At 64.7% G+C, this 23,119-nt stretch carries 23 protein-coding genes; 9 read left to right on the forward strand and 14 right to left on the reverse strand.

What is annotated here, in order from left to right:
* Positions 1 to 11: 11 nt before the first annotated feature.
* The 4 genes from AC56PL_RS00745 (at position 12) to AC56PL_RS00760 (ending at position 4,712) form a co-directional block, all read left to right on the forward strand.
* Positions 12 to 1,166, forward strand: a complete 1,155-nt coding sequence (locus tag AC56PL_RS00745) for an acetyl-CoA C-acetyltransferase (RefSeq protein ID WP_497152747.1) — start codon at positions 12 to 14, stop codon at positions 1,164 to 1,166.
* Between the two features lie 261 nt (positions 1,167 to 1,427).
* Positions 1,428 to 2,939: an aldehyde dehydrogenase family protein gene (locus AC56PL_RS00750; RefSeq protein WP_495514533.1), complete on the forward strand. Its 1,512-nt coding sequence runs from the start codon at positions 1,428 to 1,430 to the stop codon at positions 2,937 to 2,939.
* Positions 2,940 to 3,133: 194 nt separating this feature from the next.
* Positions 3,134 to 3,688: a TetR-type transcription factor C-terminal domain-containing protein gene (locus tag AC56PL_RS00755; protein ID WP_495515997.1), complete on the forward strand. Its 555-nt coding sequence runs from the start codon at positions 3,134 to 3,136 to the stop codon at positions 3,686 to 3,688.
* Positions 3,689 to 3,731: 43 nt separating this feature from the next.
* Positions 3,732 to 4,712 (forward strand): DUF389 domain-containing protein, encoded by a 981-nt coding sequence (locus AC56PL_RS00760; RefSeq protein WP_497152748.1) that lies wholly within the window; start codon positions 3,732 to 3,734, stop codon positions 4,710 to 4,712.
* 15 nt (positions 4,713 to 4,727) lie between these two features.
* Here AC56PL_RS00760 and AC56PL_RS00765 read toward each other — a convergent pair whose 3' ends face one another.
* The 5 genes from AC56PL_RS00765 to echA20 all read right to left on the reverse strand — a co-directional run bounded on the left by AC56PL_RS00765 (position 4,728) and on the right by echA20 (position 9,741).
* Positions 4,728 to 6,044 (reverse strand): class I SAM-dependent methyltransferase, encoded by a 1,317-nt coding sequence (locus AC56PL_RS00765; protein WP_495514535.1) that lies wholly within the window; start codon positions 6,042 to 6,044, stop codon positions 4,728 to 4,730.
* A 174-nt stretch (positions 6,045 to 6,218) separates the two neighbouring features.
* Positions 6,219 to 7,289 (reverse strand): nitronate monooxygenase, encoded by a 1,071-nt coding sequence (locus AC56PL_RS00770; protein ID WP_495514536.1) that lies wholly within the window; start codon positions 7,287 to 7,289, stop codon positions 6,219 to 6,221.
* Entirely contained in the window at positions 7,286 to 8,101 is an 816-nt protein-coding gene (locus tag AC56PL_RS00775) for a CoA-transferase subunit beta (RefSeq protein ID WP_495514537.1), read from the reverse strand. Before AC56PL_RS00775 ends, AC56PL_RS00770 begins: the two co-directional genes overlap by 4 nt.
* A complete protein-coding gene (locus AC56PL_RS00780; RefSeq protein WP_495514538.1) occupies positions 8,071 to 8,961 on the reverse strand; it encodes a CoA-transferase in 891 nt (296 codons plus the stop codon). The genes AC56PL_RS00775 and AC56PL_RS00780 overlap by 31 nt, the downstream gene beginning before the upstream one ends.
* A 6-nt stretch (positions 8,962 to 8,967) precedes the next feature.
* Positions 8,968 to 9,741 carry a (7aS)-7a-methyl-1,5-dioxo-2,3,5,6,7,7a-hexahydro-1H-indene-carboxyl-CoA hydrolase gene (echA20, locus tag AC56PL_RS00785; protein WP_495514539.1) on the reverse strand — a complete coding sequence of 258 codons (774 nt, stop codon included), beginning with the start codon at positions 9,739 to 9,741 and terminating at the stop codon, positions 8,968 to 8,970.
* 91 nt (positions 9,742 to 9,832) lie between these two features.
* On the opposite strand from echA20, the gene AC56PL_RS00790 reads away from it, so the two are divergent.
* From AC56PL_RS00790 to AC56PL_RS00800, 3 genes are read left to right on the forward strand one after another with little or no spacing between them, the layout of a single operon-like run.
* The gene (locus AC56PL_RS00790) at positions 9,833 to 10,612 is read left to right on the forward strand and encodes an SDR family oxidoreductase (protein ID WP_495514540.1); all 780 of its coding nucleotides are present in this window, start codon (positions 9,833 to 9,835) and stop codon (positions 10,610 to 10,612) included.
* Between the two features lie 16 nt (positions 10,613 to 10,628).
* The gene (locus tag AC56PL_RS00795; protein WP_495514541.1) at positions 10,629 to 11,549 is read left to right on the forward strand and encodes an SDR family oxidoreductase; all 921 of its coding nucleotides are present in this window, start codon (positions 10,629 to 10,631) and stop codon (positions 11,547 to 11,549) included.
* Positions 11,546 to 11,920 (forward strand): DUF8021 domain-containing protein, encoded by a 375-nt coding sequence (locus tag AC56PL_RS00800; protein WP_495514542.1) that lies wholly within the window; start codon positions 11,546 to 11,548, stop codon positions 11,918 to 11,920. Before AC56PL_RS00795 ends, AC56PL_RS00800 begins: the two co-directional genes overlap by 4 nt.
* Positions 11,921 to 12,005: 85 nt before the next feature.
* On the opposite strand, the gene AC56PL_RS00805 is transcribed toward AC56PL_RS00800, so the two are convergent.
* Positions 12,006 to 12,659, reverse strand: a complete 654-nt coding sequence (locus AC56PL_RS00805; RefSeq protein WP_497152749.1) for a GNAT family N-acetyltransferase — start codon at positions 12,657 to 12,659, stop codon at positions 12,006 to 12,008.
* Between the two features lie 87 nt (positions 12,660 to 12,746).
* Between AC56PL_RS00805 and AC56PL_RS00810 the strand changes: the two genes are divergently transcribed.
* On the forward strand, positions 12,747 to 13,133 hold the full coding sequence (locus AC56PL_RS00810; RefSeq protein ID WP_497152750.1) for a VOC family protein: 387 nt from the start codon (positions 12,747 to 12,749) through the stop codon (positions 13,131 to 13,133).
* Here the strand turns inward: AC56PL_RS00810 and AC56PL_RS00815 are convergent.
* The 4 genes from AC56PL_RS00815 to AC56PL_RS00830 form a co-directional block, all read right to left on the reverse strand.
* Positions 13,121 to 14,200 (reverse strand): metallophosphoesterase, encoded by a 1,080-nt coding sequence (locus AC56PL_RS00815; protein ID WP_495514545.1) that lies wholly within the window; start codon positions 14,198 to 14,200, stop codon positions 13,121 to 13,123. The genes AC56PL_RS00810 and AC56PL_RS00815 overlap by 13 nt on opposite strands.
* Before the next feature lie 21 nt (positions 14,201 to 14,221).
* Positions 14,222 to 15,922, reverse strand: a complete 1,701-nt coding sequence (locus AC56PL_RS00820; protein WP_495514546.1) for an alkaline phosphatase D family protein — start codon at positions 15,920 to 15,922, stop codon at positions 14,222 to 14,224.
* A gap of 124 nt (positions 15,923 to 16,046) precedes the next feature.
* Entirely contained in the window at positions 16,047 to 16,526 is a 480-nt protein-coding gene (locus AC56PL_RS00825) for a nitroreductase/quinone reductase family protein (protein WP_495514547.1), read from the reverse strand.
* Positions 16,527 to 16,532: 6 nt separating this feature from the next.
* Positions 16,533 to 17,699, reverse strand: a complete 1,167-nt coding sequence (locus AC56PL_RS00830) for a steroid 3-ketoacyl-CoA thiolase (RefSeq protein ID WP_497152751.1) — start codon at positions 17,697 to 17,699, stop codon at positions 16,533 to 16,535.
* Positions 17,700 to 17,859: 160 nt separating this feature from the next.
* On the opposite strand from AC56PL_RS00830, the gene AC56PL_RS00835 reads away from it, so the two are divergent.
* Entirely contained in the window at positions 17,860 to 19,146 is a 1,287-nt protein-coding gene (locus AC56PL_RS00835) for a cytochrome P450 (RefSeq protein ID WP_495514549.1), read from the forward strand.
* Positions 19,147 to 19,334: 188 nt separating this feature from the next.
* On the opposite strand, the gene AC56PL_RS00840 is transcribed toward AC56PL_RS00835, so the two are convergent.
* Genes AC56PL_RS00840 through AC56PL_RS00855 form a run of 4 tightly spaced genes read right to left on the reverse strand, consistent with a single transcriptional unit; the run spans position 19,335 to position 23,067 of the window.
* Positions 19,335 to 19,778 (reverse strand): nuclear transport factor 2 family protein, encoded by a 444-nt coding sequence (locus AC56PL_RS00840; RefSeq protein WP_495514550.1) that lies wholly within the window; start codon positions 19,776 to 19,778, stop codon positions 19,335 to 19,337.
* 33 nt (positions 19,779 to 19,811) lie between these two features.
* Positions 19,812 to 20,987, reverse strand: a complete 1,176-nt coding sequence (locus AC56PL_RS00845) for a thiolase domain-containing protein (RefSeq protein WP_495514551.1) — start codon at positions 20,985 to 20,987, stop codon at positions 19,812 to 19,814.
* Positions 20,987 to 22,033: a thiolase family protein gene (locus AC56PL_RS00850; RefSeq protein ID WP_497153542.1), complete on the reverse strand. Its 1,047-nt coding sequence runs from the start codon at positions 22,031 to 22,033 to the stop codon at positions 20,987 to 20,989. The genes AC56PL_RS00845 and AC56PL_RS00850 overlap by 1 nt, the downstream gene beginning before the upstream one ends.
* Positions 22,034 to 22,047: 14 nt before the next feature.
* On the reverse strand, positions 22,048 to 23,067 hold the full coding sequence (locus AC56PL_RS00855; RefSeq protein WP_495514552.1) for an OB-fold domain-containing protein: 1,020 nt from the start codon (positions 23,065 to 23,067) through the stop codon (positions 22,048 to 22,050).
* Positions 23,068 to 23,119 lie beyond the last annotated feature (52 nt).

A 23,119-nucleotide genomic window follows, 5' to 3' on the forward strand; every position in this document is an offset into this window, starting at 1 on the left:
AGGAGCACAACATGTCTTCGCCCCAGGCTTACATCGTCGATGCGTTGCGTACCCCGGTCGGGAAGCGGAACGGTTCGCTGGCCAAGGTCCACCCCGCCGATATGGGTGCACACGTCATCTCCGCCCTCGTCGAGCGCACCGGCATCGATCCGATGACCGTCGACGACGTCATCTTCGGCTGCGTCGATGCAATCGGCCCGCAGGCGGGCAACATCGCCCGCAGCGCCTGGCTCGCCGCCGGCCTGCCCCTGGAGATCCCCGGCACCACCGTCGATCGCCAGTGCGGATCGTCGCAGCAGGCCATCCACTTCGCCGCCCAGGCCGTGATGAGCGGAACCCAGGACGTCGTCGTGGCCGGTGGCGTGCAAAACATGAGCGCCATCCCGATCTCCGCCGCGATGCTCGCAGGCGCCGAGTACGGATTCGACAGCCCTTTCCTCGGATCTGTGGGCTGGGACAAGCGTTTCGGTGACGCAGAGGTCTCCCAGTTCGTCGGTGCCGACATGATGGCCAAGAAGTGGGACATCAGCCGCGACGACATGGAGCGCTGGGCACTGCAGTCGCACGAGCGCGCCCGCGCCGCCATCGCAGCAGGCCGCTTCGATGCCGAGACGGTTGCACTCGGCGACTGCGTCGTCGACGAATGCCCCCGCGAGACGTCGCTGGAGAAGATGGCCTCACTGCAGGTCCTGGCCGAGGGCTCGGATCTCACAGCCGCCGTCGCCTCACAGATCTGCGACGGTGCGTCGGCCACCCTGGTCGTCTCCGAAGCCGCACTCAAGCAGTACGGCCTGACCCCGCGGGCCCGGATCCACCACATCTCGGTCCGCGGCGACGATCCGGTGATGATGCTGTCCGCCCCCATCCCGGCCACCAAGCACGCGCTGTCCAAGACCGGACTGACCATCGACGACATCGATGTCATCGAGATCAACGAGGCCTTCGCACCCGTGGTGCTGGCCTGGCTCAAGGAGACCGGCGCCGACCCGGCCAAGGTCAACCCGAACGGCGGCGGCATCGCCCTCGGACACCCGCTGGGCGCCACCGGAGCCAAGCTCTTCGCGACGCTCCTGCACGAACTCGAACGCACCGGCGGCCGCTACGGCCTCCAGACGATGTGTGAAGGCGGCGGCACTGCCAACGTCACGATCATCGAACGGCTCTGACGGGTTCGGTCAGTTCGCCGCGGTGTGAGGGCGGCGGCACTGCCAACGCCTGAGATCATCGAACGGCTCTGACGGGTTCGATTACCCACCTCGCGTTCTATGTGCCGCCCACCTGCAAGTGCAGGTGGGCGGCACAAATTCAGGTGGCACGAGATGGGCGGTGGCGCGCTCGGTGTGAGGTAGCGCATACTGGTTTGCGACAGACTTGGATTTTCGTTCCAACGTCCCGCAAATGACCAACGGCTCGTGGAGGCTCGCGCAATGACCAAACCAGCAGATGTGGCAAAGCAGCAGGTCCGAGATGAGAAGTCGGCGGATACGCTGTCGCTGCAGGCGTTGCTCGAACTGCAACGCGCGGCATTCCTGCGTGACGGGATCCCGGATGCCAAGACCCGTATCGACCGGATCAATCGTCTGCAGTCGCTGCTCCTCGATCACGCGGAGGAGATCGCCGAAGCGCTCAACGACGACTTCGGCACCCGTCCCCGTGAACTGTCGATGGCAGCGGATATCGCCGGTTGCATGATCGACCTGGCACACCAGAAGAAGCACCTCTCCGGGTGGATGAAGACATCGACGCCGGGTAAATGGTTGGCCCGCGCCGGCCTGCGCCAAGAACTCCGGCACGACCCCAAGGGTGTTGTCGGGATCATGGGTCCGTGGAACTTCCCGCTGCAGCTCACGATCGTCCCGGCCGGATCAGCGTTCGCTGCCGGTAACCGCGTGCTGATGCGTCCGTCGTCGGTCACCGCCAAGACCACGGCCGTGCTGGCAAAGCATGCGCCGAAGTACTTCGAGCTCGAAGAACTGGCCGTGTTGACCAGTGCTCATGGTGGTGGGTCCGACTTCGCAAAACTCGAGGTCGATCACATGTTCTTCACCGGATCGCCTGATGTGGGCGCTTCGGTCGCCGCGGAGGCAGGCAAGAACCTGGTGCCGGTGACACTCGAACTCGGTGGCAAGAACCCCGTGGTCGTGGACATCGACGCCGACATCGCCAAGGCCGCCAACGGGGTCGCCGATGCGCGTCTGGTCAATGGTGGTCAGGTCTGCCTGTGCCCCGACTACGTGTGGGTACCGGAGTCCAAGGTCGGCGAGTTCACCGACCGTGTGCTGGCCCGCTGGCGCACCAACCTGCCGACGATCAAGGACAACCCGCAGTACACGTCGACGATCAATGAGAAGAACTTCAACCGCATCGTCGGTCTGATCGACGATGCCGAAGCTCTCGGTGCCACCAAGCATCAGGTGATCCCGGCGGGGGAGAAGTTGCCGGATGCCCAGGGGCGCAAGATCCCGCCGACGCTGCTCACCGGTGTCAAGGCAGGCATGAAGATCGAAGAGGACGAGGTCTTCGGACCCGTCCTCACGGTGTACCCCTACCGGGAACTCGATGAGGCGATCACCCACATCAGCAGCCACCCGCACCCGCTGACTATGTACTGGTACGGCGACTACAACGACCGCTTCACCAAGCTCGCCGACTCGACCCGATCGGGTTCGATCAACGGAAATGACTTCGCGGTCAACATGTTCGGCCCGGATCTGCCGTTCGGCGGTATCGGCCGCAGCGGTATGGGCAACTATCACGGCAAGTTCGGCTTCGATACCTTCTCGCACACGCGGGCGATTGCCTTCTCGTCGTTGAAGCTCACCGTCTCGGAGATGATGTCGGCGCCGTTCACCTCGCGTGACACCAAGACCACCAACATTCAGCTCAAGGTGTGGAACTTCTTCACCAAGCGATCCATCAAGAAAAACGGCAAGAAGTAACCTCGTAGGTCGAATGGATTCCGCCACCCGCGGCGACCTCTTCCGGCAGCCAGGCAACCAAGCGCTTGCTAGGCTATCGATGGAGGTGGTCGCAGGTGGCGGAAAGCCGCGGGACAAAGAAGCAGGGCGCCGGTCAGGCGAGAAAGGCCGGGGCGGCTGATGCGGCCAATGGTCGTCCGTCACGGCGTGATGAATTGCTGGCGGTGGCAAGTGGGCTTTTTGCTGAACGTGGACTGCGGACCACCACCGTCCGCGACATCGCCGATTCGGCGGGCATCCTTTCCGGCAGTCTGTATCACCATTTCGACTCCAAGGAGTCGATGGTCGACGAGATCCTGAAGTCGTTCCTCGATTCGCTCTTCGAGACCTATCACGAGGTGGTCGCGGCCGGTATGCCGGCGCGAGAAACCTTGACTGCCTTGGTGATCGCGTCGTTCGAGAGCATTGACCGCGATCATTCGGCGGTGGCCATCTATCAGGACGAGGCCAAGCGGCTCGCCGGCCAGGAACGTTTTTCGTACATCCAGGATCGCAACGTCGAGTTCCGCACCCTGTGGAGCGACGTCCTGACCAGGGGTGTGGCCGACGGCAGTTTCCGGCCTGATCTCGACACCGAACTGGTGTACCGCTTCATGCGCGACACGGTCTGGGTTGCCGTCCGCTGGTATCGCCCGGGTGGCGAGCGGACCGCCCGCCAGGTGGCCGATCAGTATCTGAGCGTCGTGCTCGACGGGATCGTGCCACGCTGACCGCTTCGCCGTCTCGGCGGGTGCGCCGTGGCAAGCTGTCGGAATGCTGCAGATACGGGTCATCGCCCCAGGTGAACACGCAGATCGCATCGTAGAACTTCTCTGCGAGGACACCGCTGTCAGTAACGTGACGGTACTTCGTGGTGTGTCGGTCAAGCCCGAAGGTGATGTGATCGAGGCCTACATCGCCAGGGAAGGTGCCAACGAGGTCGTCGATATGTTGCGGGACATGGGAATTCACCGGTTCGGCAGTATTCATCTGGCCCCGGTCCCGACGTGGGTCTCTCAGAGCGCTCGGGAGGCCGACCGGGCGACACCGGGGGCGAGTGCAGATGCGGTTGTCTGGGCCGATGTCACACAACTGGCCTACGACGACTCCGAATTCAATTGGACCTTCGCAAGTTTCATGGTTTTGGCGACCGTGCTGTGTGCGGTGGCCATCGTTCTCGATTCGAGCATCCTTCTCGTCGGTGCGATGGTTCTCGGTCCCGAGTTCGGGGCCGTCGCTGCGCTCGGGGTCGCACTGGTACGCCGCCGGATGACGCTTCTCGGACGCGCATTGATGACCCTGAGTGGTGGATTTCTGCTGGCCATCGTGGCCACGACCATCGCAACCCTCGTCGCACGCGGCTTCGGCTGGGTGACGGTGGCCGATGTGACCGAGTCCCGGCCCGACACCGACTTCATCTACACCCCGGACAAGTGGTCGTTCATCGTTGCCGTGATCGCGGGGATCGCTGGGGTGCTGTCTCTGACATCGGCCCGGCTGGGTGGGCTGTCCGGGGTCTTCATCTCCGTGACAACCATTCCCGCCGCGGGCAATGTCGCACTGGGGTTGGCTTTCGGAGTCCGGGACGCGATCGTCGGCAGTGGTTTGCAACTGGTGATCAACCTCGCCGGGATGGCCATCGCGGGCTGGCTGACGCTGGCGGTGCAGCACATGGTGTGGTCCAAGATCTCGGCGTATCGCGCCACCCTGCCCATCGGTCGACGGCTGGGTGATCGGTGGCAACGCGAACCGTGAGGGGCGTCGGCGCTTCTAATACGGCGGTTGACCGCTGACGTCTGGGCGATACCAACTGCGGCGGGTCCGGGGCAGTCCGCTGACGCCGTCGTCGCTGGGGCATACCGCCAGTACCTGGTGGATGGTGAGACGTCGCGCCTCCTCGAACCCGAGGGCACTGGCTGCGAGATAGAGCAACCACGTGCGGGCTCGTTGCGCCCCGACCAGTGCCACAGCGCGGTCCCACGACCGCAGCAGATTGTCGACCCAGGCGCGCAGGGTGAGCGCGTAGTGCTCACGAAGTGCCTCACTGTCGCGAACCTCGAGGCCGGCCTGCTCCAGCGCATCGATTGTCTTGCTCAGCGGCAGGATCTCGCCGTCGGGAAACACGTAGTGGTCGATGAAGGTGGCCGACGGGTTGGGGTCGTCGGGCAGGGAGGTGACCCGGGCGATCGCGTGATTGAGAAGCCGACCACCGGGTTTGAGTAATCCGTCCAAGGTGCCGGTGTACGTCGGTAGCTGCGAGAGCCCGACGTGTTCGGACATCCCGATGCTCGAAATGGCATCGTAGGGGCCGTCATCGACGTCGCGATAGTCCTGAAACCGGATCTCGATCTGTCCGGAGAGACCGGCATCTGCGACCCTGGTCTTCGCCAATTCGACCTGTTCCTGGCTCAACGAGACACCCACCACGTCGACCCCGTACGTCTTCGCTGCGTGGATGGCCATCGTGCCCCACCCGCAGCCCACGTCGAGCAGACGCATGCCGGGTTTCAGGCCGAGCTTCCGGCAGACCAGATCACATTTGGCGATCTGGGCGACGTCCAGATCAGTGACGCCGTCCTCCCAATATGCGCACGAATACACCATGCCGCTGTCGAGGAACAGGCGGTAGAAGTCGTTACCGACGTCGTAGTGGTGCGAAATTGCGGCGGAGTCGCGTGCTCGGCTGTGGAGTGGCCCGCGTTTGTGCCGCATCTCGACGGCCGGTGGTTTCGGTGGCGGTCCGACGGCGCCGAGTCTGGCCAGGGAACCCACGATGCGCAGGACCGCACCCGGACGCATGGTGCGGACGCGGTGTTCGCTGATCCGCGAGAGCAGTCCGGGGACATCCAGCAATGCGAAGATGTCGCCCTCGACCTCGAGGTCACCTGCCACAAATGCGCGGGCCAGGCCGAGTTCGCCTGGCGACCACAACATGCGACGGAGGGCAGTTCGATTCCGGAGGTGGACACGGGCGGCGCTGTCGGGCGGTCCGGCTTCGGAGCCGTCCCAACATCGCACGTGAATCGGGAGTTCAGTCCCTACGAGCTCTTCGAACGTCGAGAGCACACGTTGTGCGGCTGAACTCATCGAAGGACCTCCCTGCGCGAACGGTCAGCTGCTTCAAAAAGCTAACACTTTGGTTCGCGGGGAGTGTCCGAAGTGGCAAGAGTTCACCACCAGTTGATTTGGTGATCCGATCCCCGTGTAGGCCTTGCCCACGCGCACCGGCGTACGTGCCAAGGCCTACACGGGGTCAGGGGATCAGAACTTGCGCAGACCGTCCAGACGGCTCCGTGCCTGGGTCATGATCTGCTGGATGAGCTCATCACAGCTGGGCAGGTCGTTGATCATCCCGACCACCTGACCCGAAGCCAGGACTCCGGCTTCGGTGTTGCCGTCGACCAGTCCGGCCCGCAACAACATCGGGGTGTTGCCTGCCATGATGATCTGCTGCCAGGTGCGTTCGCCCGACTTGCGCATGGTGCGACCATCTTTGAGCATGGTCGACCACTTCATGCCGGTCATCCGCTTGAACTTGTTGGCGTTACTCGCGGCCGCCGCCAGTGCGGTTGCGCCACTGCCCGATTCGAGTTTGTCCACCAGCTCGGTCCGCAGCACCCGGTGCGGCATGCCGTCGACCTTCGTCGAGACGACGGTGTCGCTGAGCCCGCGTTCGAGATACTGCGCCTTGACCGAGTCGGGCACGGCACTGTCGCTGGTCAACAGGAATCGGGTGCCCATCGCCACGCCCTCGGCACCGTACGCCAATGCGGCAACCAGGCCACGGCCGTCGAAGAACCCGCCGGCCGCGACCACCGGGATGCCGTCGGGTCCGAGTGCGTCGAGCACACTCGGCAACAACAGCGTGGTGGCAACCGGACCGGTGTGTCCGCCACCTTCGCCGCCCTGGACGATGACGGCGTCGGCACCCCATGACGCGACCTTCACCGCGTGCTTTGCGGCACCGATCGACGGGATGACCACGATGCCATGATCTTTCAGCTTCGTGATGAGGTCAGGCTTGGGTGCCAGCGCAAACGAGGCGACCTTGACCTTTTCGCGGATCAGCAGGTCGATCCGCTCGGGTGCGTCGGTGGCGTCGGCGCGCATGTTGACACCAAAAGGCTTGGTGGTCAGCGTCTTCGTCTTCTTGATGGCCGCTTCCAGTTCGGAATAGGTCATCGTCGCCGAGGCCAGGATGCCCAGTCCGCCGGCGTTGGACGTCGCCGAGGTCAGCGATGGTCCCGACACCCAGCCCATGCCGGTCTGGACGATCGGGTAATCGATGCCGACCAGTTCGGTGAACCGGGTCGAAAGCGGAGATGCGGTCACTGTGCTGCCTTGTCAGACGGTACGGGCTTGACTTCCTTCTCCCGCAGCCCCTTCGGGTCGAGGACCTCACGAATGATCCGCAGTTCCTCGGCCGAGGGCGTGCGGGTGACCGCAGCATCGGCCAGGCCGGCGATCTCGAAGCCCGTGTTCTCGGCGACCTCTGCGGCGTCGACGCCGGGATGCAGAGAGACCGCACGCATGGTGTGGCCGGGGCCTTCGAAGTCGAAGACACCGAGGTTGGTGACCACGCGGGGGATGTTCAGGTACTTGAACGCCGGGTTCTCGGGGTCGATCTTGTCGTAGCCGACACCGGAGACCACATCGACATCGGTGAACACCCGAGCGGAATGCTTGGCAACCCAGTAGCTGGTGGGGTGGTTGATGGTGTTTCCCGGTGCGCCGCGGGATCCGAACATCTGGCGGGTGGGGTGCTGGAGCGGCCCGAACGATGCGAGGTTCTGGTTGCCGTACCGGTCGATCTGGTTGGCGCCCATCACCACGTGCCTGCGGCCGGACGCGACCACGTCGAAGACCTTGCGGAACGGCATCCATCCTTCGATGGCGCCGGAGCGTCCGACGGCCGGGGTGTCGGCGAAGATCATGGATTCGCCATCGGTGATCAGCAGGTCGGGTTCGGTGGTCAGGCGCGCCAGCCGGGCGCCGATCAACGGGGTGGTGGACATCGGCGAGGCCATGATTTCGCCTGCGCCGGTGAAGATCTCGGCGCACGCGAGGACGCAGTACTCGGCGCGTGTCACATCTGACGCGGTAATCGGGGTAGTCACTGTGCGGCCTCTCGCTCGGAGTTCCATTTTTCGACCTCTGCCTGATAGACGTCTTCGGGCACGGTCAGGAACCGGTCGGAGAACGCCTGCCAGGCCTCGGGGGTTTTGGCCGACTCGGCGTAGAACCGCTGGAAGGCCTCGTCGCGCCCGTATTCGCCTGCAAAGGTGAAGTGCGCACCGTTCGGGGTGTGCACCACCCGGTCGACATTGAGCCGGTTGAGCAGAAGACGCTGCACCGGAACCTTTTCCACCAGCTCCTCGGTGGTCACCAGGCGGTCGGTCTCGACGTAACGCCGCTTGGCCGCACCGCAGTAGAGGTCGTCGAAGTACGGGTCGACGCCGGTGTAGGCGGCGTTACCGTGCTTGTCGGCGATGTCGAGATGGACGAACGCCGCGTCGAGTTCCAGGGCAGGCATCGCGATCAAGGTCTGGTGGCGGCCGTCCTCGTCGGGGTAGGGCGAGGTGATCGTGCTCAATTCGCCATCCCAGAAGTTCGGGACGTCGGAGCCGAGTCCGGCGCGGATCGGCAGGAAGGGCAGGCGTGCAGCGGCGGCCTCGAGGCCGCACTTGACCATGCCCTCGTCCATCTCACGGACCGTGATGGCCCCGGTGGTGCGCGCGTGTGCGAACCACGGATCGTAGAACGGCGGGGAGTCGAGCGAGACGAAGCCGTAGTAGGCCTTGCTCACTTTGCCTGCGGCACAGAGCAAACCGAGATCCGCCCCGCCATAGGTGACCACGGTCAGGTCGGTGACGCTCGAACGGGCCAGGGCCCGTACCAGTGCCATCGGCTTACGCCGCGAACCCCAACCACCGATACCGATGGTCATTCCGCTTTCGATCTCGCCGATGATCTCGTCGAGGGTGCTGGTCTTGTCGGTTGCCATCTGGGCTCAAGCCCCCTTGGTTGTTGCGGTTTTTGGCTTGCCGGTTTCGACAAACGCGTCACGGTGCTCGTCGGCCACGCCGGCGAGGTTCAGTTCGAAGGTGTAGCCCTGTTCGAGGCGGTAGCTGTTCTTCACGTCGACCGGATCGATGCCGTTGATGGCTTCCTTGGCCGCCCGGATCACGCGGGTGTCCTTCGCGGCGATCTTGCGGGCGATCTCCAGTGCGGCCTCGTCGAGTTCGGCTCGCGGCACCACTGCCTGCACCGAACCGAAGTGCAGCAATTGCTGGGCGGTGACGTTCTGCGCGGTGAAGTACAGCGTGCGCATCGTGTGCTGGGGGACGAGCCGGGCCAGGTGAGTGGCGGCGCCCAGTGCCCCGCGATCGACCTCGGGCAGCCCGAAGATGGCGTCGTCGGAGGCCACGATCACGTCGGCGTTGCCGACCAGACCGATGCCACCGCCCACGCAGAATCCGTTCACCGCGACGATGACGGGCACCGCGCAGTCGTAGACCGCGGCGAAAGCGGCAGCGCATCCGCGGTTGGCGGCGACAAGGGCGTCGTATCCCTCGGTGGCCTGCATCTCCTTGATGTCGACGCCGGCATTGAACCCCCGGCCCTCGGCTCGCAGGATCACAACGTGGGTGTCCAGCGCCTGACCGGCGGCGATGATCGCCTCGCCGAGTTCGAACCATGCCGCCGACGGCAGGGCGTTGACCGGTGGGTAGTCGACGGTGACCGTGACGACTCCCGGTTCAACTGTGGATGTGGTGATCGGCATCAATGCTCCTCGCGTACTGTCCTGGTGTAGACCAACCAAGCAATTGCTTGGTACCTTAACACTCAAATTGCTGACTCGGAACGGAGCGTGGATGGACCTCGGCTTGCAAGGCCAGGTGGTACTGGTGACCGGTGGCGTCAGAGGTGTCGGTGCCGGTATCAGTGCGGTGCTGGCAGACCTGGGAGCCACCGTGGTGGCGTGTGCTCGGCGGCCTGCCGACGTACCCGATCCGCGGGTGGACTTCGTGAGCTGCGACATTCGCGACGCTGACGCGGTCACCGCGATGCTGGAAGACATCACCCGGCGCCACGGCAGTCTCGACGGGGCGGTGAACAATGCAGGCGGGGCACCGTTTGCACTTGCCGCGGACGTCTCACCTCGCTACCACTCGAAGATCGTGGAACTGAACATGCTCGCGCCGCTCATCATTTCTCAGGCAGCGCAGAAGATCATGCGTGAACAGCAAAGCGGCGGCTCGATCGTGAACGTCTCGAGCATGAGCGGCCATCGGCCGTCGCCCGGGACCGCGGCCTATGGTGCGGCCAAGGCGGGGCTCGATTCGCTGACCGGTTCACTGGCCGCCGAATGGGCACCGACCGTGCGGATCAACTCGGTGGTCGCCGGGGCGGTACGCACCGAGTTGGCGGAGTTGCACTACGGCGACCAGGCCGGGGTGGATGCCGTCGGCAAGACCATCCCGATGGGCCGTCTGGCCTCACCCGAGGATGTGGGCAATGCGGTGGCATTCCTGTTGTCGCCGTTGGCTTCCTACATCACCGGTTCGACACTGACCGTGCATGGCGGCGGAGAGAAGCTGGCGTTCCTGGACGCCGCCACCGCCGCGAACTCGGTCACCCCTACCAACACCTGAACCTGAGGAGATAATGATGAGTGGAATTGTTGACGGACGCGTTGTCATCGTGACCGGCGCCGGCCGGGGGATCGGCCGCGAACATGCGCTGGCCTTCGCCCGCGAAGGCGCGAAAGTGGTGGTCAATGACATCGGCGCCGGCCTGGACGGGACGGCCACCGGGGAGTCTCCCGCCGAGCAGGTCGTCGCCGAGATCATCGCTGCGGGCGGCGAAGCGGTCGTCAACGGCGACGACGTCGCTGATTGGGCCGGTGCGCAGAACGTGGTGGCGACCGCGATCAACACGTTCGGCGGCCTCGACGTGCTGGTCAACAACGCTGGTTTCCTGCGCGACAAGATGCTGGTGATGATGAGCGAAGAGGACTGGGACAACGTCATCCGCGTCCACCTCAAGGGGCACTTCGCGATGCTGCGCCATGCCGCCGCGTACTGGCGGTCCGAGTCGAAGGCAGGCAACACCCGGGCGGCCCGTGTCATCAACACCTCGTCGGGCGCCGGGCTGTACGGCTCGGTCGGACAGGGCAACTACTCCGCCGCCAAGGCCGCGATCGCCGAACTCACCATCCAGGCCGCGGCGGAGATGAAGGGTTACGGTGTCACGGTGAATGCCATTGCGCCGTCGGCTCGTACCCGCATGACCACCGGTTCCGGTGAGGCCATGGCCGCGCAGATGGCAGCGCCCGAGGACGGCTCGTTCGACGCGATGGATCCGGCGAACGTGTCCCCGCTCGTGGTCTGGCTGGGCTCCGAGGAGTCGGCTCAGGTCAGTGGCCGGGTCTTCGAGGTCGAGGGTGGAACCATCTCGGTCAGCGATGGCTGGCAGCGAAGCGTCAAGCGGGACAAGGGCGCCAAGTGGGATCCGGCTGAACTCGGACCCGTGGTGAAAGACATCCTGGAAGAAGCACCCACACCGATGCCGGTCTACGGGGCACGATGACCGCCGCGCCCACCGATGGAGAGCTGATCGCGGCGGCGAAGTCGTATGTCGACGCCCTGGTCAGCCATGACCCATCGGGGGTGCCGTTTCATCCGGACTGTGTTCGGATCGAGATGGGTATCAAGACCGGCCGCAACGGAGATCACCTGCGGCGCAGTCTGGCTCGCGGACCGCAGTTCCGTCTCATCCATGCGATCGGTGACTTCGAGGCCACGATCTCAACGGGGCGCGTCGTCCACGCGACGTTCTATGTGCATGTGCATCCGAAGCCACTGCGGCTACGGGCGTCCGTGACCGAGAGTTTCGAGTTCGACGAGACCGGCCGGATCATCAGGATCCTCGCGAAGTTCGGAGTCCCGCACCGTCGGTGACACCGCCGACCCGCAAACGCTCCACAAATACGAAGACGCTCCACAAATATGTGGAGCGTCTTCGCATAGGTGGAGCGTTTACGAATTATGCGATGGGGGCGCGGACCACCATCGGGACACCGGGGAAGTACGCGGCGAGTTCGGAGCGGCTGCGACGGAGCGCAGCGGTGCCGTAGCCGTGCTTGCGGTGGTCGGGTGCGATCCAGATCCGGACGTCGACCTCTCCGTCGGACAGTTCGCCGAAGACGATGCCCACCTTCTGCTCACCCTCGACGGCCACGAGCCACACGGCTTCTTCGTTGTCCATCCGGCTGTTGGCCGAGGAGAGCTCTTCGCTGATCTCGGCGGCCGGTGTGCCGCTGCCGTCGCCTGCCGCACCCACATCGGCGGTCCGGGCTGCGAACAGGTCGGCATCGCTGTCTTTGAACGGCCGCAGGAAGAGCGTCTCGGCGGTCGCGGCCGGACGGTCGGTCTGGGTGAACGTGAGCTTGCTGTTGAGGTCCTCGAGCTCGGCGGCATTGGCGCGCCGTGCCGACACCGTCAAACGATCGAACGACATCCCCAGGACGGCCTCTGCACCGACGGCAGGCACCGAGAGCAGGTCTGCGATGGCTGCCACGGCGGCTGGACGGTCTTCGGCCCCGACGATGGCGTCGAGTACGGCATGGCGTTGTTCGAAAGCGGCTTCGAGTGCGGCGGTGATGTCGCGACGAATTGCGGCGCGGTCTGGATCAGTCATGGTGTGAGTCTATTGCGAATGTGCTCGTCGGGCCTGTTGACCCCGGTACGCTCTACGTGCCGGAACCGGCGAACGAGGAGATCGACCATGCCCGCAGCGGTTCATGATCTGTTCCCGATCTTGTCCAGTCGCGACCTCGCCCGGCTGGTGGCGTTCTATCGTGCGGTCTTCGCAGCAGAGCTCGCCTACCAGTTCCCGGAGGAAGGTGAGCCGCAGTTCGTGTCGTTGCAGCTCGGAGCACAAAGTCTCGGTATCTCGCCTGATCCGACCGCGCCGACTGCCGACACGAGTGGACGGGTGTCGCTGTGGCTGTACGTCGAGGCGTGCGACGCCGCCTTCGAGGCGGCGGTTGCTTCCGGTGCGAGCGCGGTCTCCCCGCCGGCAGACATGCCCTGGGGCGAACGGGTCGCCGAGGTCGTTGATCCGGACGGAAACCACCTGCATCTGGGCCAGGCGTCCGATCAGCCGGAATAGACCTTTCCGAAGGCCTGCGACGGGATTCCGCTCGCCAGATCGACGGTGAACACCCTCAGGTCGACGGCCGATTCGGTGATGTCCATGGTCATGAATCCGCGGTTGGAATAGTTCTCGTACAGCGCCGGGGTTTCCTTGGACGATCGGTCTTCGACGGACTTGGACGCGGCGCCCGACACGAGCTGGCGGGTGCCCTTCGACAAGGTGGTCGGATCGAAAACCTGCAGCGAGTGATCGTGCCCGGACAGGAAGAAGTGCGCGCGGCCTGCGATCTCCTGTTCGAAGAATTCCTTGACGAGGATGCCGTTGATCGGGGGGATCGGGATGCCGTCGTAGTGGCCGGCGCTGCCGTGAGGTCCGTTGTTGAGGTAGGGGTGGTGCGTTCCGACGATCTTCCACGTCGCCTTGGACTCGGCGAGTGCTTTTCGCAGCCATTGACGCTGCTGTGTCATGTACGTGCCCTGCGGTTCCCAATACGGCGCGAGGAAGGGCGGGATGTACGCCGCGATCGGATTGAGGTCGAGGATGAAGAACTCGACCAGTGGGGTCTGCTGCGGTACCGCCACCGAGTAGTAGCGCCTGGGCATGTACCAGCGCGATGACCGCGAGTGGTACGCCACCTCGGCATCACCGCGCAACAGCCAGCCACCGTCGCCGGGAAACACCGCGGAGTTGTCGTGGTTGCCCAATGCCATCACCCACGGGAAGTCGAGGCCGGTGTTGGGCTTTTCGAACTTCTCGTCGAACTGATGGTCGTCGGGGCCGTTGGGGCCGGTCTCATAGATGTTGTCGCCCAGCCCGACTGCCATCCCGAACGGGTTCTGCGCGTGCAGTGCCCGGGCCGCCTTGGTCACCGCGTACTGGGGCGCCTCACCGGTTCCGGCGTCGCCGGTGATCAGAATCCGTGCCGTCGAACCGGTTTGGGGAAACGGGAACCGGCCGTTGTTCGCGGGTGCAGCCTGCGCTGTGCCTGCCAGGGCGATTCCGGCGCCTGCCGCTGCCGCGGTCCCGGCCAGGAACGTGCGCCGGCGGATGCCGGAACGAGATGGTGTGGGCTGCTCACTCATGGCGGGGTGTCTTTCTGCGAATCAACGAGCTGGACCGGTGGCGGGGTGAACGTGCTTGGAGCCGCCCGGCACCCGCCAGGACTGAGCGTATCGCTGACCCGAGCGTGGATCACTGCGGTTGTCGATGAAATACCAATCCATCTGTGTGGCAGCCGGGGTCACGGTCAGGACCGCGTAACCGTGGGCATCGGTGTCGACCCAGCGCAGGTGATGATTGATGTTGGTGAGTGCGGCCGAAGCGACCGCGCCGGCGGTGTATTCGGGGACCCCGACGATGTCGTCGACGTTGTTGGAGGTCACCGAGGTGACCACCAACTCGGTACCAACGGTGCCTGCGCCCGGATAGTTCGCGGCGTCGACGGGTAGGTCGCAGGCGAAAGACATGTGGATGTCGCCGGTGATGAACACCGCGTTGTCGATGTTGTTGTCTTGCAACGCCTGGTAGAGCCGCTTGCGGTCGGCGGTGTAGCCGTCCCACGCATCGGCGTTCAACGGGACCCCGGCCTGCGGGACACCGAGTAGTTCGGTCAGTGCCTCGGTGGTGCGTGGTTCGAGCGGCGGGATCAGGATGGGGCTGATCATCACCGGGTTGCCGATGATCTGCCACGTGGCAGGCGACGAGACGACACCACCGGTCAGCCAGGACATCTGCGCCGCGCCGGTGATGGTGGCGGCCGGGCTGTCGGTCTTCGCGGACGTCATCGATTGCTGTGCACTGCGGTACGTCCGCAGATCGAGCATCGTGAGTTCGAGCAGGTTCCCGAAGCGAAGGCGGCGGTAGAGATGGCGGCCGCCGGCGTCGACTTCGGGCCGGACCGGCATCCACTCGTAGTAGGCCTGCTCGGAGGCGGCTTTGCGGGCCTGCCAATCACCCTCGGCCGCACTGTGATTTTCGGCGCCCGAAGCGTAGGCGTCGTTGGCCGATTCGTGGTCGTCCCAGGTGCAGATCCACGGCACATTGCGGTGCGCACCCTGCAGGTCGACGTCGGATTTGTACTGGCCGTGCCGGATTCGGTAGTCGGTGAGCGAGACGATCTCGTGTGGCGGCTCGTGGGTGCGGACCGACCCGTCATGTCCGCCGTACTCGCCGACCCCGTACTCGTAGATGTAGTCGCCGAGGTGGACGATCGCGTCGAGGTCCGGTTGTGCGGCCAGATGCCGGTAGGCGCTGAAGTAGCCGGCCTCATAGTTCGCGCAGGAGGCAACACCGAACCGCACCTCGGCCACGTCGGCGGCCGTCGCGGGTGCTGTTTTTGTCTGCCCGGTCGGGGAGACGGCACCGGCAGCCGGACCGCTGACCACGCGGAACCGATAGTGGTAGCGGGTATTTGGTGCCAGACCACCGGCATCGACCTTGACGGTGAGGTCGCGGTCGGGTCCGGTATCGGCGGTCCCGGACGAGACCACCGACGCAAACCCCGGATCGGTGGCGACGTCCCAGGCCACGGAGGTGGCACCGCCGCGACCGGACCCCGGGGTGGCGTCGGGGGTGGGAGTGACACGGGTCCACAGGATCACGCGGTCCGGCAGCGGATCACCCGACGCGATGCCGTGCCGGAATGCCGCTTGGGGCGCTGGACTATCGGCGCCCGCGCGCCCGGCATAGACCGTCCCGAGGATGCCAACGGTTCCGACTGCGGCTCCGCCGAGAAATGCGCGACGAGACGGCGCAGTCCAGGTGGGCGCCGGCACCGCCGGCTGGGGATCTGAGGTAATTGTCATTGCGCACAAATCCTGGCATACCCGGCGACCCCGAGCATCCGATCGGGTCACCTTCGCAAAGAATTCTTTGCGACCCACCGGTGAACACTTGGCTGTGTGGCCCCCTGCGCCGCCGCGCGTCAACTCATTTCGGTTCGCAGATGACCACCGGGATCTTGCGTTCGGTCCAGCCCTGATAGGTGTCGAAATCGGCGTAGATCTCCACCAGCTGCGGCCACAGGCGTTCGCGCTCAGCGTCGGTGGCCTCGCGGGCTCGCATCACCGTGGTGTGCTTGCCGTCCTGGATGGTGACGTCGGGGTTGTCCCTCAGATTGAGGTACCAGGCCGGGTTCGATGCCATGCCACCCTGGGAGGCGACCACCACGATGTCGGCGCCGTCGCGCAGATACAGCAGCGGAACAGTGCGCGGCTTCCCGGATTTGCGGCCGATGGTGGTCAGCAGGATGACCGGGACCGGCTTCTTGAAACCGGCGCCGACCCTCCAGTTCGCCCCGACCTTGCCCCCGCTCATCTTGTAGACGCGGGTGTTGATGCGTGATCCGAGCTTGATGATCGTGCCGACGGCCTTCGAATTGAGGGCCTTGGGGGTTTCTTGCGGCGGCATAGGAGCTCAGATCCGTTCGATGATGGTTCCGGTGGAGAGCGCTCCACCGGCGCACATGGTGATCAGGGCGGTGGACGAGTCGGAACGCTCCAATTCATGCAACGCGGAGGTGATCAGGCGCGCCCCGGTGGATCCGACCGGATGGCCGAGCGCGATCGCGCCGCCGTTGACGTTGACCTTGTCCATGTCGGGGTTGTGAACCGCGGCCCAGGACAGCAGCACCGAGGCGAAGGCCTCGTTCACCTCGAAACGGTCGATGTCGGAGATGGACATCCCGGCCTTGGCCAGGACCTTCTCGGTGGCCTGGACCGGTCCGTCGAGGTGGTAGTACGGCTCGGCGCCGACCAGTGCTTGCGCGACGAAGCGCGCACGAGGCTTGAGCCCCAACGCCTTTGCCTTGTCCTCGTCCATGATCAGAACGGCGGCGGCGCCGTCGGAGACCTGCGACGAGGTGCCTGCGGTGTGGATGCCACCCTCGACCACCGGCTTGAGCTTGGCCAGCGACTCCAGGGTGGTCTCGCGCAATCCCTGATCGCGTGCGACATCGAGGATGTTGCCGGTCAGCTCGCCTTCCTTTGTCCGCTCGGGTGCCTTCAGCGAGAAGATCTCCCGGTCGAAGCGGCCCTCGTCCCAGGCCTGCTTGGCGAGCTGCTGGCTGCGCAGTCCGAGCGCGTCGACGTCCGCGCGGGTGATCCCGCGCCGGTTCGCGATACGTTCTGCGGCCCCGAACTGATCGGGCATGTCGATATCCCACGATTCGGGGCGTCGTTTGCCCGCACCTTCGAGCATCACGTTGGCGCCGAGCGGAACTGCTGTCATCGACTCGACACCGCAGGCGATCCCGACGTCGATGGTGCCGGTCGCGATCAGGCCGGCGATCAGGTGATTGGCCTGCTGGGCAGAACCGCACTGGCAATCGACTGTGGTCGCCCCGGTCTGCCACGGGAGCCCGGCATGCAGCCACGCGGTCCTGGTGACGTTGTTCGATTGCGCACCCACCTGCATGACGCAGCCGCCGATGACCTGCTCGACCTCGTTCGGGTCGATTCCGGCGCGTTCCACCAGAGCTTTCTGGGTCGCTCCGAGCAGTTCCGCCGGATGGAGTCCGGAGAGCCATCCCGCTCGTTTGCCGATCGGGGAGCGGGTCGCCTCGACGATCACCGGTGTTCCCATGTCATTTCCTTTCGTACCGCGAAAAAGGTCGTTGTCCATACGAAACTAGAACAAGTTGCCAACTGGACACAAGTCCTATTACAGCAGGTAGTGGCCTTGCTGACCATTGTGCTCTACGATCGACTAGAACACGTTCATGCAGAGGATTGAGGGGAATGCAATGACGCAGGCCGAGCAGGTGTGCCCGTTCGTGAAGGGGTTCGACTTCACCAGTCCTGACCTGTTAGAGCAGGGTATCCCGGTCCGGGAATTCGCGGAATTGCGCAAGACCGCCCCTGTCTGGTGGAACGCCCAGGAAGAGGGCAAGGGTGGTGGCTTCCACGATGGTGGGTATTGGGTTGTCAGCAAGCACGAGCACATTCGGGCGGTGTCGAAGAACAACGACGATTGGTCCACCAACGAAAACGGTGTGATCATGCGGTTCGACGACGAGATGACCTCGGAGCAGCTCGACATCACCAAGGCGCTGCTGATCAACCACGATCCGCCGGAGCACACCCGTCTGCGCAAGCTCGTGGCGAAGCTGTTCACGCCCAAGGCCGTGCACGCGCTTGAGGAGTCCCTCGAAGAGGCGGCCCAGAAGATCGCCCGTGATGCCGCTGCCAAAGGGGAAGGCGACTTCGTCGAGGATGTCGCGGTCAATCTGCCGCTGATGGCCATCGCCGATCTGCTCGGCGTGCCTGCCGAAGACCGTGAGCGGCTGTTCCACTGGTCGAACACGATGATGAACACCGACGATCCCGAGTTCAACGAGCCCCTCGAGGGTGAAGAGCTCAGTCCGGCGCAGATCGCCTCGGCCGAACTGCTCGGCTATGCCTACACGATGGCCGAGGAGCGCAAGAACTCCCCGAAAGACGACATCGTGACGGCACTCGTCAATGCCGACATCGACGGGCAGTCCCTCGAGGAGATCGAGTTCGGCTACTTCGTGCTGCTCCTCGCGGTGGCAGGCAACGAGACCACCCGAAATGCGATCAGTCACGGGATGAACGCCTTCATCGACAACCCGGATCAGTGGGAGCTGTACAAGCGGGAACGTCCGGCGACCACGGCCGACGAGATCGTCCGCTGGGCCACGCCGGTCAACTGCTTCCAGCGCACCGCCCGCCACGATCTTGTTCTCGGCGATGTCGAGATCAAGAAGGGCCAGCGCGTCGGGATGTTCTACGCATCGGCGAACTTCGACGAAGAAGTGTTCGAGAATCCCTTCGAGTTCGACATCCTGCGAGACCCCAACCCGCACGTGGGATTCGGTGGTCACGGCGCTCACTACTGTGTCGGAGCGAACCTGGCACGGATGGAGATCAACCTGATCTTCAACGCCATCGCCGACCACATGCCGGACATCACCAAGCTCGCCGAGCCGCGCCGCCTGCGGTCCGGCTGGATCAACGGCGTCAAGGAGATGACGGTCAACTACGGGACCGGTTGCCCCGTCGCCCACTAGTCACGAACATCCAGTGTGGCCCCACCCTTTGAAAGGGTGGGGCCACACTGCTGTCGGCACAACCACACTGCTGTCGATACAAGGGACTCGCGCGCGTGTCGATACAGGGGACTCGCGCGCGCAAAAACTCGGTCCCGCGTACTCCGTGGAGTACGCGGGACCGAGAAGAACGAGCGGGAAAGGGTCGATCAGGCCTTGCGGACTGAGTTGATCGTCTTCTCGACTTCCCAGAAAGCGCGTAGCGCAGCGATTTTGCCGTCGGGGTTGGCGCGATAGGTGAACACGCCCCGGGCTTCGGAGACGTGTCCGGCGATGTGGGTGACGATCTTGCCGATATAGGCCACCTCGTTGCCGCAGATGATCTCCTCATCGAAGAGGAACTCGATCTGTTCGGTGGCGCCGATCGACATGTCCCAGAACTGACCGATGCGGTCGTGCCCGGTGAAGCCGATGCCTTCTTCGTCGAACATCGAGGGGCCGACGGGATCTTGTACGATCCCGTCGGTGGCGAACAGGTTCACCCAGGCGGCCTTGTTGCGTGATCCCACGTACTCGCGGGACATCCGCCCCGCAACCACCGCGGGGTTGTTGGCGCGGTCGATGTTCATGTAGGCCGGTTGTGCCTTCGTCATGATGTCTCCGTCGTGTCGGTCGTCGCGTCGATGTCAGTGCGTGGGCTTGTCGGCGCCCACGAGCCACATCGAAAAGTACTGCGATCCACCACCGTATGCATGGCCGAGTGCCTTACGCGCGCCGGCCACCTGGTGATCGCCCGCCTTGCCCTGGACCTGGATGGCGGCCTCGGCGAAACGGATCATGCCGGAAGCGCCGATCGGATTCGACGACAACACGCCGCCCGACGGATTCACCGGCAGCTTCCCGCCGATGGCGGTGTCGCCGGACTCGGTCAGTTTCCAGCCCTCGCCCTCGGGCGTGAAACCCAGGTTTTCGAGCCACATCGGCTCGAACCACGAGAAGGGGACATAGATCTCGGCGACGTCGATCTCTTCGAGTGGATTGGAGATCCCGCCCGCCTTCCACAGTGCGGCGGCGGCATCACGGCCGGCCTGCGGACTGACGGTGTCTCGGTGGGAGTACGACAGCGGTTCGGTCCGCATGGCCGAGGCGTGGATCCAGGCCACCGGAATGCCCTGGGCCACTGCGTCGTCTGCGGTTTCTTCGTCACCGATGACCACTGCGCAGGCGCCGTCGGACGACGGGCAGGTCTCGTCGTAGCGGATGGGATCCCACAACATCTGTGAACTCATCACCTTCTCGACCGTGATGTCGGGCTGGTGGAGATGCGCCAGGGGATTGAGGGCGCCGTTCTGCCGGTCTTTCGCGGCGACGATCGCGCCGATGTGATCGGGAGCGCCGGACCTTCGGATGTACGAGCGGACGTGGGGGGCGAAGAAACCACCCGCGCCTGCGCCGACCGGCATGGTGAAGGGCACCGGAATCGACAATGCCCACATGGCATTTGATTCAGACTGCTTCTCCCATGCGATCGCCAGCACCCGCCGGTGCACGCCGGAGGTGACCAGCGAGGCCCCGACGTTGGCGGTCGAACCACCCACGGATCCGGCCGTGTGGACGCGGATCAGTCGTTTGCCCTCTGCACCCAGCGATTGCGCCAGTGCGAGTTCGGGCATCATCGTGCCCTCGAACAGGTCGGGTGCCTTGCCGATCACGATGGCGTCGATGTCGTCCATCGACACCTGGGCATCTTCGAGTGCCTTGTCGATGGCTTCGCGGCACAGGCCGGCCATCGAGACATCATGGCGTTTGGCAACGTATTTGGTCTGCCCGGTGCCGAGCACCGCAGCGCGATAGCGGCCCATCAGTTTCTACCTTTCGAGGATCCGGCTGCGTCGCCGGCCAGCGCGACGACCATGTTCTGTTGCAACAGTGGACCGCTGGTGGCGTGGGCCAGTGCGGTCCCGGCGTTGCCGGCCAGGATCGTGGTCGCCGCGTAGCCGATCCGTTCGAGTCCGGCCGAGAACAGCGGGTTGGCGGCCAGCGCGCCGCCTGACGGGTTGATGATCACCGAATCATCCAATCCGAGTTCGGACTTGAGGATCAGTTCCTGGTGGCTGTACGGCGCATGCAATTCGGCGACATCGAACGTGCGATTCTTGCCGAGCGCAGTGTCGCCGGCGAGTTTCGTCGATGGCGACTTCGTCAGATCTCGGGCCCCGAAGTTGGGGGTGTCGATGCGATGATCCCAGCCGGTGATCCATGCCGGATTGGCCACGAGCTCCCGGGCGCGATGTTCGCTGGCCAGGATGATCGCGGCGGCGCCGTCGGTGTAGCGGCAGACATCGTGGGCGCGAAGGGGATCGGCGACGTAGTCGGACTTGAGGAGTTCATCCACCGAGGCTCCGGAACCCCTGGCGGCCACTGCCGCCATGTCGGCTTCGGTCCACGCCCCGGAATCGAGGCCGGCCCGGGCCTGCAGTGCAGCGAGAGACCGGGCGTCGGGCCACAGCGGGGCGACGGTGTGCGGGTCGGTCTGCAGCGCCAGCACCTGATCGGTATTGGAAGCCGACGGCTTTCCGAATCCGTAGGCAAGAGCAACGTCGACCTCGCCGGTGGCGATCTTCACCCAGGCCTCGTAGAGGGCCCAGGCGGCGTCCATCTCGACGTGCGATTCGTTGATCGGCGGGACGGCGCCGATCGAGTCGATCGCCGAGATGAATGAAAAGGCTCGCCCGGCAAGATAATCCGAGGAACCCGAGCACCAGAAGTCGATGTCGGTGCGGCTGATCCCGAGGTCGGCGTACAGCTTCTGGAAACACGGCACCAGCATCTCGACGCCGTTGGTGGTTCCGAACGTCGCATCGACGTGGGGACTGTGCGCAAATCCGATCACGGCGATCGGGGGCATGTCGCGGTATGTGCTCACAGATGATCCTTGTAGGAGTCGTAGTCGGCGTCGGGTTCACCCGACGGACGGAAATGGCTGATGTTGCGCAACGTGTGGTCCCACTCCTCGCGCGGGCGCCAGACGGCCTCGACTCGCATGCCCATATGGACATCGGCAGCCTCGGTTTCGAGGATGAGGTGCAGGAACGGGATGTCGGAGCCGTCGAGCAGGACATAGGCCGCCACGTACGGCGGCTTGATCTGCTGCCCGAGGAACGGGACGTTGACGATGCAGAACGTGGTCACCACGCCCTTGTCGGTGAGTTCGACCTTCTCTCCGGTCGGATTCCCGTTGGTCGGGTCGGCGCCGCGCGGTGGGAAGTAGACCGGCGCTCCCGGGCCGGTGCGCCCGCCGTAGAGCTTGCCCTCCTTGAGGCCCTGCAGATACCAGGTCTCCTCGATGGAGGCGGTGTGGTCGATGGTCAATTCGATCGGAGTCGTGATCATCACACCGTCCGAAGCCGAAGGCTCGGAGGTGTTGGGAGACGCGGGTTCTGGGGTTTCGCCGAGTGCGAAGTGGTCGATGTCGTCGATGCGGCCGGTACGTGCGGACTTCCACACCGCATGCACGCGGGCACCGGTACTCAGATCGGCGGGACCACCTGCGGCCACGGCGTGCAGCAGGGCGGTGTCGGCGCCGTCGAGCCGGATCAGGGCCCACGCGAACGGTTTCGACAATGGCTGGCCCTTGATGGGCTGCGCCATCCAGGTCCATGAGGTCACGGTGCCCACGGGCGAGACCTCGACGAAGTCGTCGATCTGCCCCCGGGTGACGGGATCGAACTCGACCGGTGGGACGTACACGGTTCCGTCCGCGGCGCGACCTCCGATCACCTTGCCGTCCAGCAGCCCACGTGCAAAACGTCCCAGGACCGGCCCGAGCGAGCGGGTGTAGTCGAAGGCGTTGTGCAGTGGTGCGGACAGAACGGGGTCGTCGGGGTTCTCGATGGGGGCGACTACGGCGGCAAATCCTGCTGATATCTGGCTCACGCTCACAGAATCGAGTAGAACAGGTTCTAGATTGTCACGCAAGGACTAGGCCGAACGG

Source organism: Williamsia sp. Y721 (assembly GCF_059683565.1).